The 16,869-nt window shown below is 60.6% G+C and carries 17 protein-coding genes; 8 read left to right on the forward strand and 9 right to left on the reverse strand.

What is annotated here, in order from left to right:
• Genes QSJ80_RS08975 through QSJ80_RS08985 form a run of 3 tightly spaced genes read left to right on the forward strand, consistent with a single transcriptional unit; the run spans position 1 to position 4,317 of the window.
• On the forward strand, positions 1 to 1,038 hold the full coding sequence (locus QSJ80_RS08975) for a DUF58 domain-containing protein (RefSeq protein ID WP_285764098.1): 1,038 nt from the start codon (positions 1 to 3) through the stop codon (positions 1,036 to 1,038).
• Positions 1,035 to 3,065: a transglutaminase TgpA family protein gene (locus QSJ80_RS08980; RefSeq protein ID WP_285764099.1), complete on the forward strand. Its 2,031-nt coding sequence runs from the start codon at positions 1,035 to 1,037 to the stop codon at positions 3,063 to 3,065. The genes QSJ80_RS08975 and QSJ80_RS08980 overlap by 4 nt, the downstream gene beginning before the upstream one ends.
• A 1-nt stretch (position 3,066) precedes the next feature.
• Positions 3,067 to 4,317, forward strand: coding sequence for an MFS transporter (locus QSJ80_RS08985; protein WP_285764100.1), 1,251 nt, complete (start codon positions 3,067 to 3,069; stop codon positions 4,315 to 4,317).
• Here QSJ80_RS08985 and QSJ80_RS08990 read toward each other — a convergent pair.
• From QSJ80_RS08990 to QSJ80_RS09020, 7 genes are all read right to left on the reverse strand, one after another.
• A complete protein-coding gene (locus QSJ80_RS08990) occupies positions 4,314 to 5,081 on the reverse strand; it encodes a TrmH family RNA methyltransferase (RefSeq protein WP_285764101.1) in 768 nt (255 codons plus the stop codon). The two genes, QSJ80_RS08985 and QSJ80_RS08990, sit on opposite strands and share 4 nt — an antisense overlap.
• Before the next feature lie 22 nt (positions 5,082 to 5,103).
• Positions 5,104 to 6,036 (reverse strand): Rossmann-like and DUF2520 domain-containing protein, encoded by a 933-nt coding sequence (locus QSJ80_RS08995; RefSeq protein WP_285764102.1) that lies wholly within the window; start codon positions 6,034 to 6,036, stop codon positions 5,104 to 5,106.
• Positions 5,996 to 6,757, reverse strand: coding sequence for a pyridoxine 5'-phosphate synthase (locus QSJ80_RS09000; protein WP_285764103.1), 762 nt, complete (start codon positions 6,755 to 6,757; stop codon positions 5,996 to 5,998). The genes QSJ80_RS08995 and QSJ80_RS09000 overlap by 41 nt, the downstream gene beginning before the upstream one ends.
• 80 nt (positions 6,758 to 6,837) lie before the next feature.
• A complete protein-coding gene (locus QSJ80_RS09005; protein WP_285764104.1) occupies positions 6,838 to 7,428 on the reverse strand; it encodes a peptidylprolyl isomerase in 591 nt (196 codons plus the stop codon).
• Positions 7,429 to 7,547: 119 nt separating this feature from the next.
• Complete coding sequence (locus QSJ80_RS09010; protein ID WP_285764105.1) at positions 7,548 to 8,243, reverse strand: TIGR04211 family SH3 domain-containing protein; 696 nt, start codon at positions 8,241 to 8,243, stop codon at positions 7,548 to 7,550.
• Between the two features lie 28 nt (positions 8,244 to 8,271).
• Complete coding sequence (locus tag QSJ80_RS09015) at positions 8,272 to 8,571, reverse strand: YciI family protein (RefSeq protein WP_285764106.1); 300 nt, start codon at positions 8,569 to 8,571, stop codon at positions 8,272 to 8,274.
• Between the two features lie 46 nt (positions 8,572 to 8,617).
• Positions 8,618 to 9,343 (reverse strand): VC0807 family protein, encoded by a 726-nt coding sequence (locus QSJ80_RS09020; protein WP_285764107.1) that lies wholly within the window; start codon positions 9,341 to 9,343, stop codon positions 8,618 to 8,620.
• Between the two features lie 135 nt (positions 9,344 to 9,478).
• Here QSJ80_RS09020 and QSJ80_RS09025 point away from each other — a divergent pair, with 135 nt between their 5' ends.
• The 5 genes from QSJ80_RS09025 to rluB all read left to right on the forward strand — a co-directional run bounded on the left by QSJ80_RS09025 (position 9,479) and on the right by rluB (position 13,994).
• A complete protein-coding gene (locus QSJ80_RS09025) occupies positions 9,479 to 10,348 on the forward strand; it encodes a PHP domain-containing protein (protein ID WP_285764297.1) in 870 nt (289 codons plus the stop codon).
• 56 nt (positions 10,349 to 10,404) lie between these two features.
• A complete protein-coding gene (locus tag QSJ80_RS09030) occupies positions 10,405 to 11,025 on the forward strand; it encodes an L-threonylcarbamoyladenylate synthase (protein WP_285764108.1) in 621 nt (206 codons plus the stop codon).
• Between the two features lie 198 nt (positions 11,026 to 11,223).
• On the forward strand, positions 11,224 to 12,069 hold the full coding sequence (locus QSJ80_RS09035; RefSeq protein WP_434219177.1) for a segregation and condensation protein A: 846 nt from the start codon (positions 11,224 to 11,226) through the stop codon (positions 12,067 to 12,069).
• The gene (scpB, locus tag QSJ80_RS09040; RefSeq protein WP_285764109.1) at positions 12,066 to 13,025 is read left to right on the forward strand and encodes an SMC-Scp complex subunit ScpB; all 960 of its coding nucleotides are present in this window, start codon (positions 12,066 to 12,068) and stop codon (positions 13,023 to 13,025) included. Before QSJ80_RS09035 ends, scpB begins: the two co-directional genes overlap by 4 nt.
• A gap of 96 nt (positions 13,026 to 13,121) precedes the next feature.
• Positions 13,122 to 13,994, forward strand: a complete 873-nt coding sequence (rluB, locus tag QSJ80_RS09045; RefSeq protein WP_285764110.1) for a 23S rRNA pseudouridine(2605) synthase RluB — start codon at positions 13,122 to 13,124, stop codon at positions 13,992 to 13,994.
• Positions 13,995 to 14,000: 6 nt separating this feature from the next.
• Here the strand turns inward: rluB and QSJ80_RS09050 are convergent, their stop codons facing one another.
• Positions 14,001 to 14,918, reverse strand: coding sequence for a DUF1853 family protein (locus QSJ80_RS09050; protein WP_285764111.1), 918 nt, complete (start codon positions 14,916 to 14,918; stop codon positions 14,001 to 14,003).
• Positions 14,919 to 14,953: 35 nt separating this feature from the next.
• The gene (locus QSJ80_RS09055) at positions 14,954 to 16,816 is read right to left on the reverse strand and encodes a DUF4382 domain-containing protein (protein WP_285764112.1); all 1,863 of its coding nucleotides are present in this window, start codon (positions 16,814 to 16,816) and stop codon (positions 14,954 to 14,956) included.
• Between the last annotated feature and the right edge of the window lie 53 nt (positions 16,817 to 16,869).

Raw genomic sequence — 16,869 nt, forward strand, 5'->3', positions numbered from 1 at the left:
ATGGCAAGCAGGAGTATTGCGGGGAATGTCCGTGAATCGTCGAGTGATGGCCTGCGTGGCTGGATAAAGGCGCGGGTGAAAGCCTGGCTTGGCAAGCGCCTGCCGCCGGCACACCGGGTCACGCTGGATCATTCCCGCCTTTTCGTTTTTCCCACTCGTGCTGGCCTCGGCTTCCTGGTGATACTGCTGGGGCTGTGGCTGCTCGGCACGAATTACGAAAATAATGTCATTCTTGGCCTGACCTTCCTGCTGCTGGGGCTGTTTGTTGTCGTTCCCCTGCACACCTTCTCCAATCTCTCCGGTGTGACGGTAGCACTGCGTGGCACACAGCCTGCATTTGCCGGTGAGCACGCCGTGGCCAACCTGAGAATCGAGCGTCGCGGTAAACAGCCGCGTGAGCGGATTGGGCTCTACTGGCCGGGGGAGGTTCCGGTGGAGGTGGACCTGCTGGAGAAGGGCAGTACGGAATTCCAGTTGGCGTTGCCGGTGCTGGAGCGCGGCCTGGTCAGTGCGCCGCGGGTTTGTATTGAGTCCAGTTTTCCGCTTGGCATCTTTCGTTGCTGGAGCCACCTCGACCTGGATGCGAAGTTCCTCGTATACCCGCGCCCGTTGCCGGCGGGTCCGTTGCCAGTGGGGGTTGCGTCGGGGGAGGGCAAGGAAAAGAGCACCATAGCCGGCATGGATGATTTTGCCGGCCTGAAAAACTTCCAGCCCGGGCACCCCCTGAAGCAGGTCGCGTGGAAGCAATACGCGCGCGGACGCGAGCTCTATAGCAAGGAATTTGAATCCTATCGCGATGAGCGCCTGTGGCTGGATTGGGACTACCTGCCGGGCCGGGATGTGGAAACCCGCCTGTCGCTACTCTGCGACTGGGCCTTGCAGGCGCATCGCCAGCAACTGGCTTTTGGCCTGCGCATACCAAATAAACTGATCGAGCCGGATAAGGGCCGTGCCCACCTGAACAAAATTTTGGAGGCCCTTGCACGTTTCCCCGTGCGCGGTGCCCGCGACCCGCTGGGGCAGGGAGGAGCGGCATGACCGAATTGCGTTCACTCCTGCCGCGCGACACACTGCTCTGGATCCTGGTGGTACAGGCTGCGGTGCTCCTTCCCTATGCCCTGACACTGCCGTGGTGGGTATTCGCGTGCTGGATCGGGGTTACCTACTGGCGCCTGCAGGTCTATCTCGGAAAATGGGAACTGCCCGGAAATTTCGTCAAGTTTGTCCTGATCCTGGGCTGCACTGCCGGGCTGATCCTGACGTTCAAGCGCTGGTATGCACTGGAGCCTCTCGTGACCCTGCTGGCGGTGGCGTTTACCCTCAAGAACGTTGAGTTGGCAACGCGGCGCGATGCCTTCTTTATCGTGTCGCTGGCATTTTTTGTGGCCGCGACCCATTTATTGTTTGAGCAGGGCATTCCGCAGGCCGTCTATGCGCTGGGCTGTATCGTCCTGGCCACCGCGGCCCTGCTGGCAATGAACAGCCCGGCCTCGGCCGCCGCGCCACGACGCACGCTCAAGCGCGCGGGCAAGATGTTGCTGCAGGCGGTGCCCCTGATGTTGATCCTTTTCATCGTGTTGCCGCGCCTCGGCCCCATGTGGTCGGTGCCGCAGACCGGCGGGGAAGCCAGTACGGGGCTCAGCGATTCGATGGAGCCCGGCGCATTCGGAAAGTTGTCCAAGTCAGCGCGGCCGGCGTTTCGCGTGACCTTTGCTGACGGCATGGCGCCACCGGCCCCGCCCGAGCGCTACTGGCGTGCGCTGGTATTCAGTCACTTCGACGGGCGCAAGTGGACCCAGGGGCACCGGGTCGACCCGTTGCTGGGCGGCAAGGTGTACTGGAAGTCCCGGCGCGAGGATATTGATCGCAGCGGTAATGCGCGCCATTACCAGGTGATTCTCGAGCCGACCCGCCAGACCTGGCTGCCGGCGCTCGCACAGCCGGAATCGGACACTCGCGGTGTGGGTGAAAAACCCGAGAACCTGCTCGCCTATATCCGTCCCGTTACCAAGCGTATGGCGTACGAGGTTGTCAGCTGGCCAGGCAGCGCCGGCATTGCCGCTGGTGCGGGACTTTCCGAGGTGGAGCGGGAGATCAACCTGCAGCTGCCGAGTCGCGGTAACGAACGTGCGCGGGCGCTGGCGGAAAGCTGGCGTAAAGACGGGATGGATGCACACGAAGTGGTGCAGGCTGCACTCGGTGAATATTACCAGTCTTTCGTATACACCCTGAACCCGCCCGTGCTCGGCCGCGACAGTGTCGACGGGTTCCTGTTCGAATCACGCGCGGGCTTCTGTGAGCACTTCGCCGGCAGTTTCGTCTACCTGATGCGCGCGGCGGGTATCCCGGCGCGGGTGGTGACCGGTTATCTGGGCGGCGAATGGATTGAGCAGCAGAACTACATGATTGTGCACGACTTCGACGCGCATGCATGGGCAGAGGTATGGCTGCCGGGCGAGGGCTGGACCCGAGTGGACCCGACGGCTGCGGTGGCGCCCGAGCGGGTACTGGACGGGCTGCAGAATGCATTGCCGGAAGAATTCCGCGCGGAGGATTTTGGCTTGATCGAGTTCAGTCACATCGGCTGGCTCAATGCTCTGCGTATCCAGTGGGATATGCTGAACTACCGCTGGTACCGGTCTGTGGTTTCGTTTGACGCGGACCAGCAGGAAGGCCTGCTTACGCGCCTGCTGGGTGAGGTTAGTGGCCGCCGTATTGCGCTGGCGCTTGGCAGCGTTTTCGGTATCGCGCTGGTGGTGCTGGCGGCGTGGTTGCACCTCATTAATCGGGGTAAGCCCGCGCCGCGGCCGGAGCGACTCTACCGGCGCTTCTGCCAGCGCCTGGCCCGAGCAGGGTTGCCGCGTGAAAAGGGCGAGTCGCCACGGGATTATGCCCTGCGTATCTGCCGGGTCGCGCCGCACTGGGGTGGTATGGTAAACAGTATTACCGCGGCCTACGAAAAAGCCGCGTACTTTGATGACAGTACTGCCGAACAACAGCTTGCGCGCCTGCTGAAAACCTTCTGGCCGGCCTCCCGCGCATCAGTGCAGGAAGCAACCAGCTGAGATGAGTAATGGCCCGATACACACTGGCGGTGCCGGCCGGGCATCGCTGCGACGTTTTCTGACCGGTTACAGCTGCAGTGCCATCGCGACCGGCCTGCAGATTGTGCTCCTTCCCTGGCTGGCAATTTCCCTTGTAAACATCACCCCGATCCAGCTGGGCTGGTTACAGGCGGCGGTACTGTTACCCAATCTGGTATTCCTGTTGCCGGCGGGTGCGCTGGCAGATCGCGTCGATCCCGCGCGGATCAGTACAGGCGCGGCACTGCTGCTGGGGTTCTGTCACCTGCTGTTCGGTTTTTATATCTCCGGTGGTGACGTCGTCCTGGGGGCGCTGTTCGCCTATGCGATCAGCCTCGGTACGGCCACAGCGCTGCTACAGCCCGCCAGGGATGGGCTTGTGAGTCGGGTGACCCGCGACCGTGGCGATACCGGTATCCAGGATACGGTGACCTGGATGCTGCTGGTGCAGTATGGCGGACAGGCCATAGGCATATTGCTCGCAGGACTGTTTGACCGGATCGGCGCACCGCCACTGCTGTTTATCCAGGCCGCATTGCTGGCTCTGACAGCCTCGTCTTTTTTCCTGCTCCGTAACAGGGCGCCTGCAGAGATGGAGCGTAAACACGCCCCCATGCTGCAATCCGTGCGCTCCGGGCTGGCGCTGGTATGGCGCACACACACACTGCGGACCCTGGTGCTGCTCGTCGCATTCAATGGGCTGGTGCATATCGGCGTATTTCTGGTAGTGATGCCGCTGCTGGCCGCGTCCTACACCTCAGAAGTGAGTTATTACGCCGGCCTGCAACTGTCGTTCATTGCTGGAACAGTTGTCGCCTCGCTGATGTTATTGAAGCGCGGTCAGGGCAGTTCTCCAGGGCGGGGGATTGCCATGTGCCTGCTGTACAGCGCGGCGATTTTACTCGCCATCAGTTTCGGGCCGACCCCCCTGGGGTTGGTGTTGCTGAGCTGTTGCTGGGGTGCAGTGGCGGCTTCTTCCGCTGCACTCGGCAGGGCGCTGGTGCAGATACTGGCGCCTGCGGAATTTCGCAGCAGGGTTATTTCGATATACCAGTTGGCTTTGTTCGGCAGTGCGGCGATAGGTGCCTTGCTGGCCGGCTGGATCAGTAACTTTTCTGCGCCGCTGGGCACCATGCTGTGGGCGGCAATTGCCAGCCTGGTGGCCTTTGTCTGCCTGCTGTTTTCTCGTGGGCTGTTGTCAGTGCGGGTCGACGTTGAGGCAAAGCCGGATTAGAGCTGTTTGCGAAACGCGATCAGCGCGGCAGTGACTGCCACATTGAGGCTCTCTACCTGATTCTGCATCGGAATTCTGACGCTGCTGTCGGAAATCCGGCTGACCGCGTCACTGACGCCGTGGGTTTCATTCCCCAGCACGAAGATCCTGCATCCGCTCCCACCAATGTCGGACAGCGTGCGTTTCGCGTGGGAAGAAAGCCCGATGACTTCTGTGCCCGCTTCGCGGAATCGTGCAAGGGTATCGTGCAGGGTTTTGCAGCGCAGGATGCGGGTCTTGAATACGGTGCCGACGCTGCTCTTGATCACCAGTGGATCCACTTGCGCGCAGCCTTTCTGCGGCAACAGGATTCCGTCGATGCCGCCGGCGCAGGCGCTGCGGATGATCATGCCCAGGTTCTGCGGGTTGGTAATGCCGTCCAGGGCCAGTAGCTCAAAGCTGGCAGGAAGCGAATTCAGGAAAGAATCCGCAGTACCGTAATGTGGCAGGGCGAGGTCCAGCGCCACGCCCTGGTCCTGCTTGGCATTTCTGGATATGCGCGACAGCGCCTTGCGGTCGCACAGGTTGATTTCAATATTGCGCTTGTCGGCCGCGTCGCGAATGGCGCGCACAACGCTATCGTCGCGATTACTTTGCGCCAGGTGCAGCTTGTAGGCGGGAATACTCTCATCCTGCAGTGCCTCCAGCACGGGCTTGCGCCCGTAGATGGTCAGCAGGCTGTCAAAGAACGCTTTTTTCCTGAGGTAGTCTTCGGAGTCTTGCATGGCAGTTTCTTGCTGGTGCCGTTCAGGACAGGGCTTCGCGCAGTGCACGAACCTGTTCCTCGCTGAGTTTACCGTTGCGCTCGGCAAGTTGCAGGGTTTGCTGGCCTAGGCTGCGGTACAGGTCGGGGTTCAGTCCCCGGGCCTGCAGTTGCCGGAGGTGGTCGCGTACAGTGGCGGCGTCACCGCGCGCAATAGGGCCTGTTAGTGCACGCGCCGGGCCCAGCTGCATATTGTTGTCGAGTGTCTGTGCGGTGATTGGCGCCAGTAGCTGCGCGGCCTGCTCCCTCGGAATGCCGGCCTGTTCGAATACACTGAAACTGTAATCCATCAGTCCGCTCAGGTAATTGCAGGCGATGGCAGTGGCACAGTGGTAGAGGGATTTATCGCTCGCCTGCAGGTGAAAACAGTGCGCGCCGATGGCGCTGAAGCGCGTTTCCAGTAATTTTGTAGCGGGTCCCTCCAGTGCCACCCAGCTGCCGGTAAACTGCGACACGGATTTTTCAGGGGTAGCAAAGCTGTGTACCGGGTGGGCCGACGCCACCTCGCAACCGCACTCTGCCAGTTCAGCAAGAACCTCCGATGACAGGGCACCGCTGCAATGGAAGACGCAAGGCCTGGAGTCGCCTGCCGAGGCGTTTGCCGACAGGTGCGCCTCGAGCGCGGTAGCAACCTCGGCAATCGCGCTGTCCGGGACGGAGATCAGCCAGAATTCCGCTGGCGCGCAGGCATTGAGGCTTTCTGCCGCTGTGCCGGCACCGATAAAGCCCGCCGCGCGGGCGCTGCTTTCCAGAGTACGATTCACAATTTCGCCAATAGTGAACACAGCGGCTGAGTGCCACAGGTGCGCCAGCGTCTGGCCAAGGTGGCCGGCGCCGATGATGTTTAGGCGGGGCGGTGCAGTGTTGCCCATGCTTTCAGGTTCCGGCCAGGCAGACGCGGTATTTTCTAACGGCATTCGCCATGCCCATCGCAATAGAGTCGACGGTCAATGCATGGCCGATGGAGACTTCCTGCAAGCCCGGTACCTCGCGATAAAGCGGCAGGTTGTCGAGGTTGAGGTCGTGACCGGCGTTGATGCCAAGGCCGATATCCAGCGCGTGCTGGGCCGCATCCTTGTGCGCCTGCAGCAGGGCAGGTAAGTCGGCGGACTGCTGTTGTGCGGCCCAGGCAAACGGACCTGTATAGAGTTCAATCCTGTCTGCGCCAACGTCCTTTGCCAGGCTGATCTGTTCGATATCCGGGTCCATAAACAGACTCACACGCATACCGGCATCCCTGAGCTGCGCGATTACCGGGCGCAGTTTGTCGCCACTGCTTTTCAGGTCAAAACCATGGTCGGACGTGAGCTGGTCGTCACTGTCCGGCACCAGCGTGCACTGGTCCGGGCGGGTTTCAAGCACCAGCGGAATGAAGCCCGGGTAGCTGCCTTTGGCCGGCGCAAACGGGTTGCCCTCGACATTGAATTCGATCCCCGCCTTTTGGCGGCAGAGTGCAGCCAGTGCGCGGACGTCGTCGGGGCGGATATGTCGCTGGTCCGGACGCGGGTGCACAGTGATACCGTGGGCGCCGGCGGCGATACAGGTTTCCGCATGCGCGACGACACTGGGGTAGTCACCTTCACGTGAGTTGCGGATCAGGGCGATCTTGTTGAGGTTGACACTGAGTGCGATCGTCATTGGTGCTTCCGTTGCTAGCGGGAATTGGAAGGTTGAGTGTCGCGCGCGCGACACTGCAACAAGTATATTGTGGGAGGGGCTTATTGCGTGGTGTCGTTCGAGGCGTTGCGCGCTTCCGCTGATTCGACACGGCGCGCTTCGAGGATGCGTACCGGCACGTTTGGTGCGTCCGGCCACATGCGATAGATACCGCGCGGCTCTTTTGCCAGCTGGTCGATCACGCGCATGCCCTCGACAACGTGCCCGAATACGGCGTAGCCCGGCTTGTCCTTGCTGCCATCCAGGCGCTTGTTGTCCACGAGGTTGATAAAGAACTGCGCGGTTGCACTGTCCGGATCATTGGTGCGCGCCATGGCGACCGAGGTACGGACGTTGCTCAGGCCGTTGGCTGATTCGTTCACAACCGGCTCGCGGGTTTCCTTTTTCTGGAAGTCGAAAGTGTAACCGCCGCCCTGCGCCATGAAGCCGGGGATCACCCGATGGAAAATGACGCCGTTGTAGAAGCCGCTGTCGACATACTGAAGAAAGTTTTCCACCGTCTGGGGCGCCTTGTCCTTGTCCAGGCGGAGCTTGACGTTGCCCAAGTCTGTCTTCAGTTCAACGAAAACCGGTTCTGCAAGTGCGGTTGAGGCGAGCAGGGTGGCCGCGAGGCCGATCAGCAGTTTCTTCATTGCAAATTTCCTTTTATGTTCGTCTGGCGACGACCCCGGTGCGGCACAATCCGTCACCGGGGGAGTTCCATTACCCAATTATCCGGACCCGACGGGCCAGGCGGCTGGTGGGTAGCTTGTCAGTTGGCCCACTCGGAATGACGGCGCTTGCGGCGCGGCATCAGCAGCGGTGCAATCACGGCCAGAAAGAATCCTCCGGCCAGGGTCAGGCCGCCGTAGGCATACCATTTGTGTGCGTCAGCCTTTTCCAGCCGCTGGACTTCCGCCGACGACATAACGAACTTCTGTTTCAGCAGCTCGTGCTTTTCCAGCAGGTCCTGGTGCACCTTGTGCAGGTTTACTGCATCTTCCGAGATGGCGCGCAGTTCGCGCAGCTGCTTGTCCAGGGTGCTGGCCGTCTGGCGGGTGGTCTCCAGCTCGGCGGCCAGCTGGTTATTGGCGTCTTCCAGGCGGCGGACTTCGCCGCCCAGATTGCCCTGCAGTTTTTCAAAGCGTTGCAGGCGTGCTTCTGCTTCAGCAAGCTTCAGCTGGGCGACCGGCTCGCTGACCAGGTACTGGCGGCGTACCCAGCCTTCTGTGCCGCCGCTGGTGACGATACGGGCCCAGCCCTCATCGGGGGCGTCCTCAAGCAGCTCCATTTGGGTGCCTGAAGGTAGGCCGCGGTGAACGATGCGGAATTCATTGCCCTTTCCCGCGCGCACAGGTACGTGCAACTGGTCGGTGATATAACGGGTCTCCGCAGCGTGTCCTTCGAACGGTGCAAGCAGGAAAACGGGTGCGAACAGTGCGATGGTCTTGGTGATGTGCTTTTTCATTTTTATCGGGTACAGCTTTTAATGAAATTCAGGGTAATACTTTTTTATAGGGTTTGACGGTGACGCTGGCATATACGCCGGCTGCAACGTAGGGGTCTTCATCGGCCCAGGCTTTCGCCTCTTCAAGGGAGGCAAATTCGGCAATGACGAGAGAACCGCTGAAACCGGACTCGCCCGGGTCTTCCGCATCGATGGCGGGGTGCGGGCCGGCGACCAGCAGCCGCCCCTGCTCCTTGAGCCTGGTCAGTCTCGCAATATGGTCTGGCCTGGCCTGCTTGCGCAGGGGCAGGCTGTTTTCAACATCTTCACTGATAATGGCATACCACATGGTCTATCCCTGTTTTCGTTATAAATGTCTGGTTACGGGTGGCTACTTACTGGTGTACGACAATCTCTTCCAGGGTTAATTCCGTTAACCGGGTAATACGGCGGAACAGGAAGAACATGGTCGCCATCAGTATGAGCATGGCCGGCAATGCGATAACCGGGAAGCTGAGGGCGGTCATCTTGCCGAGTTCCTCGTTGAAAGCTTCGGTGCCCGGAGGGCTCACCAGCAGAATTTTTGCCAGCAGGTAATTTAGGGTCGAGGAAACAAAAAACGAGCCGGCAATCATCCAGGAAGCATGGCTGAGTGTCTGATCGAAGCGCGCACTGTTACCTTTTTCGGCCAGGGCGCGGGCAATGCGCTCTACCTGCAGGACGCGGTCGTTATACAGCAGCGTCTTGACCAGCGGCCAGGGGGTATACAGGGAAATCACCGTGGCGATACCAAGCAGGCCCGGAATGGCGGCTTCCTTGATGGCGATGTACTTGGCGTCGAGTTCCAGCAGGCTGATGCCACCGGTGAGGCAGATGCTGATCACGCCGAGTGCGGAGAAAAAGTTGACCTTGCCGGAGCGCAGCAGGTCGCGTGCACCGTAGGCGAGGGGGAACGCCAGCGCTACCACGATGGCCCATTTGGTACCGAGCATATCCTCGCCTGACGCCTTGGTCAGGATCAGCGTCGGGATCAGGATGTTCAGGGCCAGGTTGGCCAGAAGGCTCTCGCGCTTTTCAGGCTTGGCGACAGCGTTACCGGCGTTTTCGGGAGTTTCGGTCATTTGCAATTCCAGTGATAATACCTACCCATCGCTGGGCGGGCTCAGGGCCGCCTATTCTACCGCATCTAGGAGGCGCCTGATTTGTGTACTGCTGAGTCACCGCAGAATTCCCGGTCAGTCGGGCCGTCGCGGGAAATGCCGTTTCACGGGCAGGTTGACCTGCACTGTCACAGTAGCTGTTCGGACGGTATTTTAAGTCCTGCGGCGCTGGTGTCGAGGGCGAAGGCTAACGGTGTGGAAGTACTGGCGCTGACTGATCACGACACCTGTGCCGGGATTGCCGAGGCTGTTGCCGCTGGCGCAGGCCTGGGCGTCGAGGTGATCGCCGGTATCGAAGTGTCGGTAGCCTGGGGCAAGCGCCAGTTACATGTGCTGGGCCTGGGGGTAGACCCTGAGCACCCATCAATGGAGGCGCTGGTGCAGGCGCAGCGCCGGCGGCGCGAAGCGCGTGCGGAAATTATCGCGCAGCGGCTGGAAAAACGCGGTTTCCACGGCGCCTTGGCTGGTGCCAGGGCGCAGATGGAAGAGGGGGCGGAAGTGCTGGCACGCCCCCATTTCGCGCGCTGGCTGGTTGCGGCGGGGCATGTGGACAGCGCCACCCGCGCCTTCAAGAAGCTCCTCGGGCCGGGCAAGATCGGCGATGTGAAGCCCGACTGGCCCGAACTCGCTGAAGTTGTGGAATTGTTGCATGAGTGTGGCGGCCTCGCGGTACTGGCGCACCCATTGAAGTACGGCTTCACCCGCACGGTATTGCGGCGCCTGCTGTCTGCGTTTGAGGAATGTGGCGGCGATGCGGTGGAGGTGGTCTGCGGGCAGCAGACGCCGGTGCAGACCCGGGACCTGGCCGCGATGGCAGTGGAGGCGGGCCTGGCGGGCTCGATCGGCAGCGATTTCCATACGCCGGGTCAACCCTGGGCGGAACTGGGTATCGCGCGGATGCCCGATGGTGTCGAGCCGGTCTGGAACTTGTGGCAGAATGGTCGCCCAATCCGGCCAGTCCGGTAGGGGGCGGGGGCCCAACGTATCAGTAGCGCTGAGAAGCGAAGTTTGGGGGAGTAGAAGTGGCCCAGTTTTTCCAGATTCATCCGGAGACGCCACAGACGCGTCTTATTGCACAGGCTGCCGGCATTGTCGCCGCCGGTGGCATCATCCTTTTTCCGACGGATTCGGCTTACGCGATAGGCTGCCGGCTGGGTGACAAGCTGGCGATGGAGCGTATTCGTGCGCTGCGCCAGTTGGACAAAAACCACAATTTCACCCTGATGTGCCGGGACCTTTCCGAGCTGGCTACCTACGCCAAGGTAGACAACCAGATGTTCCGTCTGCTCAAGAACCATACACCGGGTCCTTACACCTTCATCATGCCGGCAACCGCGGAAGTCCCGCGTCGCCTGATGCACCCCAAGCGTAAGACCATCGGTATGCGGGTGCCGGATAACCCGGTGGCGCTGGCACTGATCGAATCACTGGGCGAGCCGATCATGACCTGTTCCCTGATTTTGCCGGGGGAGGAACAGCCGCTGACCGATCCGTATGAGATGCGTGAACTGCTCGAGCATCAGGTCGAGCTGATTATCGATGGCGGTTTCTGTGGGCTCGAGGCCACTACCGTCGTGGACCTCACCGGCGACGAGCCGCAGGTGCTGCGCCATGGTTGTGGCCCCGTAGACGAACTCACCTGAACAAAAAATGGTCAGTCAGTTGTCCCGGGGAGGATTTCCTCGGGTATAATGGCCGGCTGTTTAAAATCCCGCCGCCAGAGGCTGCGGGTAACCGGTTGATATTGACCGCGCGCGTGCGCAGATAATGAAAAGGGCGGTAGTGTGTCGAGCCTGACAGACGAGCTGGTCGAAGAAGCCGTGGCCGAAGCCGCGGCTGAAATCGAAAGCGAGCAAGAACAAGAAAAACAGGAAGCTGCTTCCAGCGAAACGCATGGTCCGGCGCAGGGCGAAATGCCGTTTGCGGTCGTGGCCGGCGAGGCCGTTACCGAGCTGCCAAAAGACCTGTATATCCCGCCGGATGCGCTGGAAGTGATCCTGGAGGCCTTCGAGGGCCCGCTGGATCTGCTGCTGTACCTTATCCGGCGCCAGAATATCGATATCCTCGAAATCAATGTCGCGGCCATTACCGAGCAGTACATGACCTATGTCGAGGCCATGTCGGCGATCCGTTTTGAATTGGCCGCGGAATACCTGGTGATGGCCGCGATGCTGGCGGAGATCAAGTCGCGCATGCTGCTGCCGCGACCGCCAGCTGCGGAAGAAGAGGAAGGTGAGGATCCGCGTGCGGCGCTGATTCGCCGCCTGCAGGAGTACGAGCGCTTCAAGACTGCAGCGGAAGATATCGATGAGATGCCGCGCGTCGGCCGCGATATCCACCAGGCCTCGGCCCAGGCCCCGGACCGCAATGCGACCCGCCCGGATCCTGACGTCGACCTGCGCGAGGTTCTTCTTGCCCTGTCCGAAGTATTGCGCCGTGCGGACATGTTCGAAAGCCACCAGGTAGAAAAGGAAAAGCTTTCCACCCGTGAGCGCATGACCCAGGTGCTCGACCGTATCAGGCATGGCCAGTTCACGCCGTTCGTATCCCTGTTTACGCCGGAAGAGGGGCGTCTGGGCGTGGTTGTGACCTTCCTGGCAGTGATGGAGCTGGTCAAGGAGTCGCTGGTAGAGCTGGTACAGAATGAGGCCTTCGGCCCGATCCATGTGAGAGTTGTCAGTCAATGAGTATTTCCAATGAGCTTCTGCGCCGCATCGTTGAAGGCGCATTGCTGGCCTCTAGCGGGCCGCTTTCCGAGGACCGCCTGCTGGACCTTATCGAAGAGGGCGAGCGCCCGGAAAAAAGTGTCCTGCGAGAGGTGCTTGCAGAAATCGAGCAGAGCTGTGGTGATCGCGGCTTCGAGCTGAAGCAGGTTGCCAGCGGCTGGCGCTTCCAGGTGCCGGCAGATCTGGCCCCGTGGGTGAATCGCCTGTGGGAGGAAAAGCCGCAGAAATACTCCCGTGCGGTGCTGGAGACTCTTGCGATTATCGCCTATCGCCAGCCGATCACCCGTGGCGATATCGAGGAAATTCGCGGCGTTGCGGTGAGCTCCCATATCGTCAAGACACTGAGTGAGCGCGACTGGATCAAGGTGGTCGGGCACCGCGATGTTCCGGGCAAGCCGGCGCTGTTTGCGACTACACGGGCATTTCTGGACTACTTTAATTTGAAGAGCCTCGACGATTTGCCAACCCTGAGTGAAATTCGCGATATCGACAGCCTGAACCAGGCGCTGGACCTGGGCGAAGGTATGGCAGGGGTTGCGGCGCAAGAAACCGCAGAAGAAGTGGCGGAAGAAAGGGCGGAAGAAACGGCGGAAGAAACGGCGGAAGAAGCGCAAATCGCCACAGAGGGTGAAGCGGCTGCCGATGAAGTGAGTGAAGACGCAGCGCTGCACGACGAGGCTGCTGCCGAGGAGACCGAGCGGATGCTGGCAGAGCTGCAGGCCGGATCCCAGGAAATCCCGGTGACAACGATCGAGCGGGAAGTGCCGGAGCAGGCCCCGCAGCAACCGGAACCAGAGTTGGAAGCAGGATCGCAGCCAGCTGAAGAGCCGGAAGCGCAGGACCAGGAGCCAGCTGCTCTGGAAAGCGCAGATTTTGAAGATGATGCCGGCGCCAAGCCGGAAGCCGACACGATTTAACCCCGCAACAAGCAGGCGCCGTGTCGGATACTTCGGCCGGCGCTGTCCCCAGGTCACCCTTCGGGAGAAGGGCACCGCAATTGATGAATTCAACGAATGTCTAAAGACGAAACCCCGACGGGTGAAAAATTACAGAAAGTGCTCGCACGTGCCGGACTTGGCTCCAGGCGCGAGATGGAACGTGCGATCGAGGCTGGCCGAGTTGCCGTAAACGGGGTCGTGGCCTCGTTGGGTGAGCGGGTTGTGCCGGATGACAAGATCGAGCTGGACGGCCGCCCTGTGAATGAAAGCGACGTCGTCGCGGAGCGCACACGGGTGATCCTGTACAACAAGCCGGTCGGGGAGATCTGTTCCCGCCACGATCCGGAAGGGCGGCCGACGGTCTATGATCGCCTGCCGCGCCTTGGCAGCGGTCGGTGGATTTCTGTGGGTCGCCTTGACTTCAATACCAGTGGCCTGCTGCTGTTCACCAACAACGGGGAGCTGGCCAACCGCCTGATGCACCCCTCTTCGGTGATTGATCGCGAATACCTGGTGCGTATCCAGGGCGATGTCGACGAGGCCATGAAGAAGCGCCTGCGCGAGGGCGTGCTGCTCGATGACGGCATGGCGCGCTTCACCGATATTGTCGACAGCGGCGGTGAGGGCACCAACCGCTGGTACTACTGCGTGGTGATGGAAGGGCGCAACCGCGAGGTACGGCGCCTGTGGGAGTCGCAGGGCGTGCGCGTGTCGCGCCTCAAGCGAGTGCGCTACGGTAGTGTGTTTATTCCTTCGCATGTGCGGGTCGGACAGTGGGTGGAAATGGAAACCCGCGAGATCAACGACCTTCTGGGGATGGCGGGGCTGAACAAAATTCGCCAGCGACCGCTGACACAGGCAGAAAAAAACAAGAAGGAGCGACATGAGCGCAAGCTGCGCAAATCGCCGAGTCGCTCGGGTGTGCCGTCCAAGCCGCGCAAGCGCTAATTTTCTTTAACCCTTCGTGCCGGCCCGGTCGCCCTGCAATGTACGTTGTGCGCGATCGGGCCAATCCGCGGGTGTGACAAACCCCCGGGTGATTTCCGTCCCTGAATGGTCAATTTGTGCAATACAGACCGGTCGCCGCAGCGAGTTCACCGCCTTCGCGGCCTCTGCCCGACTGGGGGTGGCGTCGTCCACTTGATGCAGGTCCGCCAGCCACTCGGTTCTCTTTAGGGGCCGCCATAATTCTCCACACTCACTGTCCTCATCCAGGAAACTGTCTAGATCGGTCCACCAGTTTCTGTGGGTGCCATGAGTGGCATGGGGCTGTTGTTGGTGGTAGTGGTGGAACAGGCGGCCGGGCACCAGCGCGCAATGGCGCGAAACCGCCATGCCTTTTTCAAGTAACAGGGCTGTCGCCCGGTCATCGGTTGCGATTGGGAACTGGTGATTCGCCATGCGGGCGAGCTTCACATCCAGCCTATCCCGCAGCCCGGGCCCAACCCAGACGGTCTGCCCGGTCCCGTCACGAACCTGCAGGTAAAACTTCACCGCTACTTCCCAGTGCTCGATTGCCTGTTCCGGCAGATACTCGAGTACAAAATCCAGTTCGCCCAGTGTTTTCCCAGAATCGCGAATCGGCAGGTTGCGGGCCAGCAGGCGATAGTCCGGGTGGTGTTCGAAAATAAAAGCGCACAGGTCCTCGAAGTAAATACCGAGACGCCTGTGCGGATATTCTTTAAAGCGCTTCTCCAGCAGTGGCTCCAACGCGGGACGGGTCTGTGGCCGGACATAAAACTCGGCCAGACCCTGCAGCCTGGAGGGCTCTAGCCAGGGCAGTGGGGCATTCGGCGCGATGGCCTCCTGTGTGACTGTCCACAGGAGGTTATGCCAGTGCAGACAGCAGGTCTCTTTTTGTTCTTCGCTCAAGGAACGCGTGTTCTCACTGGCCTATTTTCCCCATTTTATTTGATTGCCGCTGCGAGGCGGTAAAAATGGAAGCTGTTGGCTTCACTGCGATAGCCCCCGACTGCATGCAGTGCTCGCACTCCCGAACCGCGGTTCAGTCGCCCTTGCAGGTCGGAGGCAAAGGCTGCAAAGCCCGAGTGCAGGGTAATGGCACCGTCCTCGGCTATGGCATAGAGGCCGCGCTCCGCCCGCGGTTGCATCGATGGCACGCTATCGAGTCCCAGCAGGTCTGTGATGATGCCGCCGCGACGCAGGTGGTGCACACGCGTCAGGTCATTGGCCTGCAGCGCCAGGGTGAAACCGTTGGCATCGAGTGTTGTAAAGGGGTTTCCAGGCGCGTCACCTTTCCACCCCACAAGCAGCTGCGCGCGGGAGTTGGAAAAATCGATCGCGGACAGGGCGTCGAAGTCCGGCCCGGTATTGGGTGCCGGGGTGACGAAACCGCGAAAATGCAGGGGGGCACCCTCGGAAAACCCGGTTTGTAGCTGGCTGGTGCTGACCTGGTAATTGGCGGGGTCCGTTTCCATGCCGGTGAAGTCGAACAGGTCGACCGGCCTTCCATTAAAGTTGCGCACATCAATGAATGCGTCGCTATCCGTTTGCTGGAGGAGTATTCCTGCCGCGGTGGTGATGTGCAGTCGGGCGAAGCCTGCTGTCGCGTCGAGCATATCTTCCCCGTCAATCCACTCGCCCAATATGGATACCCGCTGCCCAATAGAAAGACTGTCGGTATTTTGCTGTTCATGCGGGAAGCGTGGTTTCCTGACGGTTGTTTCCGGTCCTACCAGTACCAGCATCGTATCATTGAAAGTGACGCTGCCATCGGCACGCACCAGCCGTGCACCTTTCAGCATCAGTACGTCACCTTCGCGTGAAATGATGTGTCCACTGATAGCGTCCAGGCTGCCGCCCATTACGCTGCTCGCGGCGTAAACCATTTCTGCCGTGAAGCGGCGCTCAATGCGATCGAAAGTGCCGAAGGCAACAGTCGCGGTGCCTTCCCCCTCGGAAGCGAGCTGGGTCAGGCCCTGTGCACCTACAAACCCCTCGCCACCGATCTCCCAGGTGGTCTGCTCGTCGATATGTATGTCGAAGCCGCCGTGACGCGCATCCCTGAGCAGGAATGGGCGTACTGCAATGCGATACTGGTTATCTGTTTCACTGGTGCTTATGAGTGGTCCGCGTACGCGGAATTCGCGCTGCTCCAGCGGGTTGATCTCCGCGGTAAGGACCGGTAACAGCTCCGCAGTGATTGGGGTTTGCTCCAGGTTGATCTGGTGTGACGCGGCGAGGTTGAAATCCACCTCCAGCAGTGCCGGTATGCCGGGTGCAACGGTTAGTTGGCGACGGTTATCGATCTGAAGCTCGAGTGTCACTTCGTTAACAGGGCTGCCGTCGCTGTTCACTACGGATGCAGTTTGCGCAACGCCGTCCAGCTCAACCTGTATGTCGCTGTCGCTGTAAGAAAGGATGATTTCCCCGCTTGTATAGGTGCCAGCGGGTACAGTGGCGGCGGTGACCAGCTCGCTCAGTTCAACGTATTGGGCAAAGTCCACCATGCTTCGAGTGGGTAGCACGCTGACCGTGGTACCGTCTGCACGAGAGAGGTTCAGGGATAAGACTTCGACACTGTAGGTCCTGAAGTCCCCGTCAGCATCTGTCATGCCAATCAGTACATTGCCGCAATCGCTGTCGGAGGAGCCATTGTCGCTGGTGACACAGGTGGCCCCGGGTGTCGGTTCGGGCTGCTCCACTTCGGCGCTGCCGCCGCCACCGCCGCAGGCAGCGAGGAGTGCGGTCAGGAAAAGTGCCGCGAAATATTTCAGGCCGCGAGCCGGTATGTGTATTGCTTGGAACATGGACTTATCCTTTTTTGTTTCCCTCAGGCAATACAAAACGCAGTGGGCAGGAA

The organism is Biformimicrobium ophioploci (assembly GCF_030270605.1).
GTDB classification, from domain to species: domain Bacteria; phylum Pseudomonadota; class Gammaproteobacteria; order Pseudomonadales; family Cellvibrionaceae; genus Biformimicrobium; species Biformimicrobium ophioploci.

Excerpts from the sequence above, each read along its gene's own strand:
- QSJ80_RS08990 (WP_285764101.1), bottom strand. The coding sequence starts at position 5,081 with ATGCAAGACTCCGAAGACTACCTCAGGAAAAAAGCGTTCTTTGACAGC.
- QSJ80_RS08995 (WP_285764102.1), bottom strand. The coding sequence starts at position 6,036 with ATGCCGTTAGAAAATACCGCGTCTGCCTGGCCGGAACCTGAAAGCATG.
- QSJ80_RS09005 (WP_285764104.1), bottom strand. The coding sequence starts at position 7,428 with ATGAAGAAACTGCTGATCGGCCTCGCGGCCACCCTGCTCGCCTCAACC.
- QSJ80_RS09020 (WP_285764107.1), bottom strand. The coding sequence starts at position 9,343 with ATGACCGAAACTCCCGAAAACGCCGGTAACGCTGTCGCCAAGCCTGAA.
- QSJ80_RS09055 (WP_285764112.1), bottom strand. The coding sequence starts at position 16,816 with ATGTTCCAAGCAATACACATACCGGCTCGCGGCCTGAAATATTTCGCG.
- QSJ80_RS09000 (WP_285764103.1), bottom strand. The coding sequence starts at position 6,757 with ATGACGATCGCACTCAGTGTCAACCTCAACAAGATCGCCCTGATCCGC.
- scpB (WP_285764109.1), top strand. The coding sequence starts at position 12,066 with ATGAGTATTTCCAATGAGCTTCTGCGCCGCATCGTTGAAGGCGCATTG.
- QSJ80_RS09015 (WP_285764106.1), bottom strand. The coding sequence starts at position 8,571 with ATGTGGTATGCCATTATCAGTGAAGATGTTGAAAACAGCCTGCCCCTG.
- QSJ80_RS09025 (WP_285764297.1), top strand. The coding sequence starts at position 9,479 with ATGCCGTTTCACGGGCAGGTTGACCTGCACTGTCACAGTAGCTGTTCG.
- QSJ80_RS09010 (WP_285764105.1), bottom strand. The coding sequence starts at position 8,243 with ATGAAAAAGCACATCACCAAGACCATCGCACTGTTCGCACCCGTTTTC.
- QSJ80_RS08975 (WP_285764098.1), top strand. The coding sequence starts at position 1 with ATGGCAAGCAGGAGTATTGCGGGGAATGTCCGTGAATCGTCGAGTGAT.
- QSJ80_RS08980 (WP_285764099.1), top strand. The coding sequence starts at position 1,035 with ATGACCGAATTGCGTTCACTCCTGCCGCGCGACACACTGCTCTGGATC.
- rluB (WP_285764110.1), top strand. The coding sequence starts at position 13,122 with ATGTCTAAAGACGAAACCCCGACGGGTGAAAAATTACAGAAAGTGCTC.
- QSJ80_RS08985 (WP_285764100.1), top strand. The coding sequence starts at position 3,067 with ATGAGTAATGGCCCGATACACACTGGCGGTGCCGGCCGGGCATCGCTG.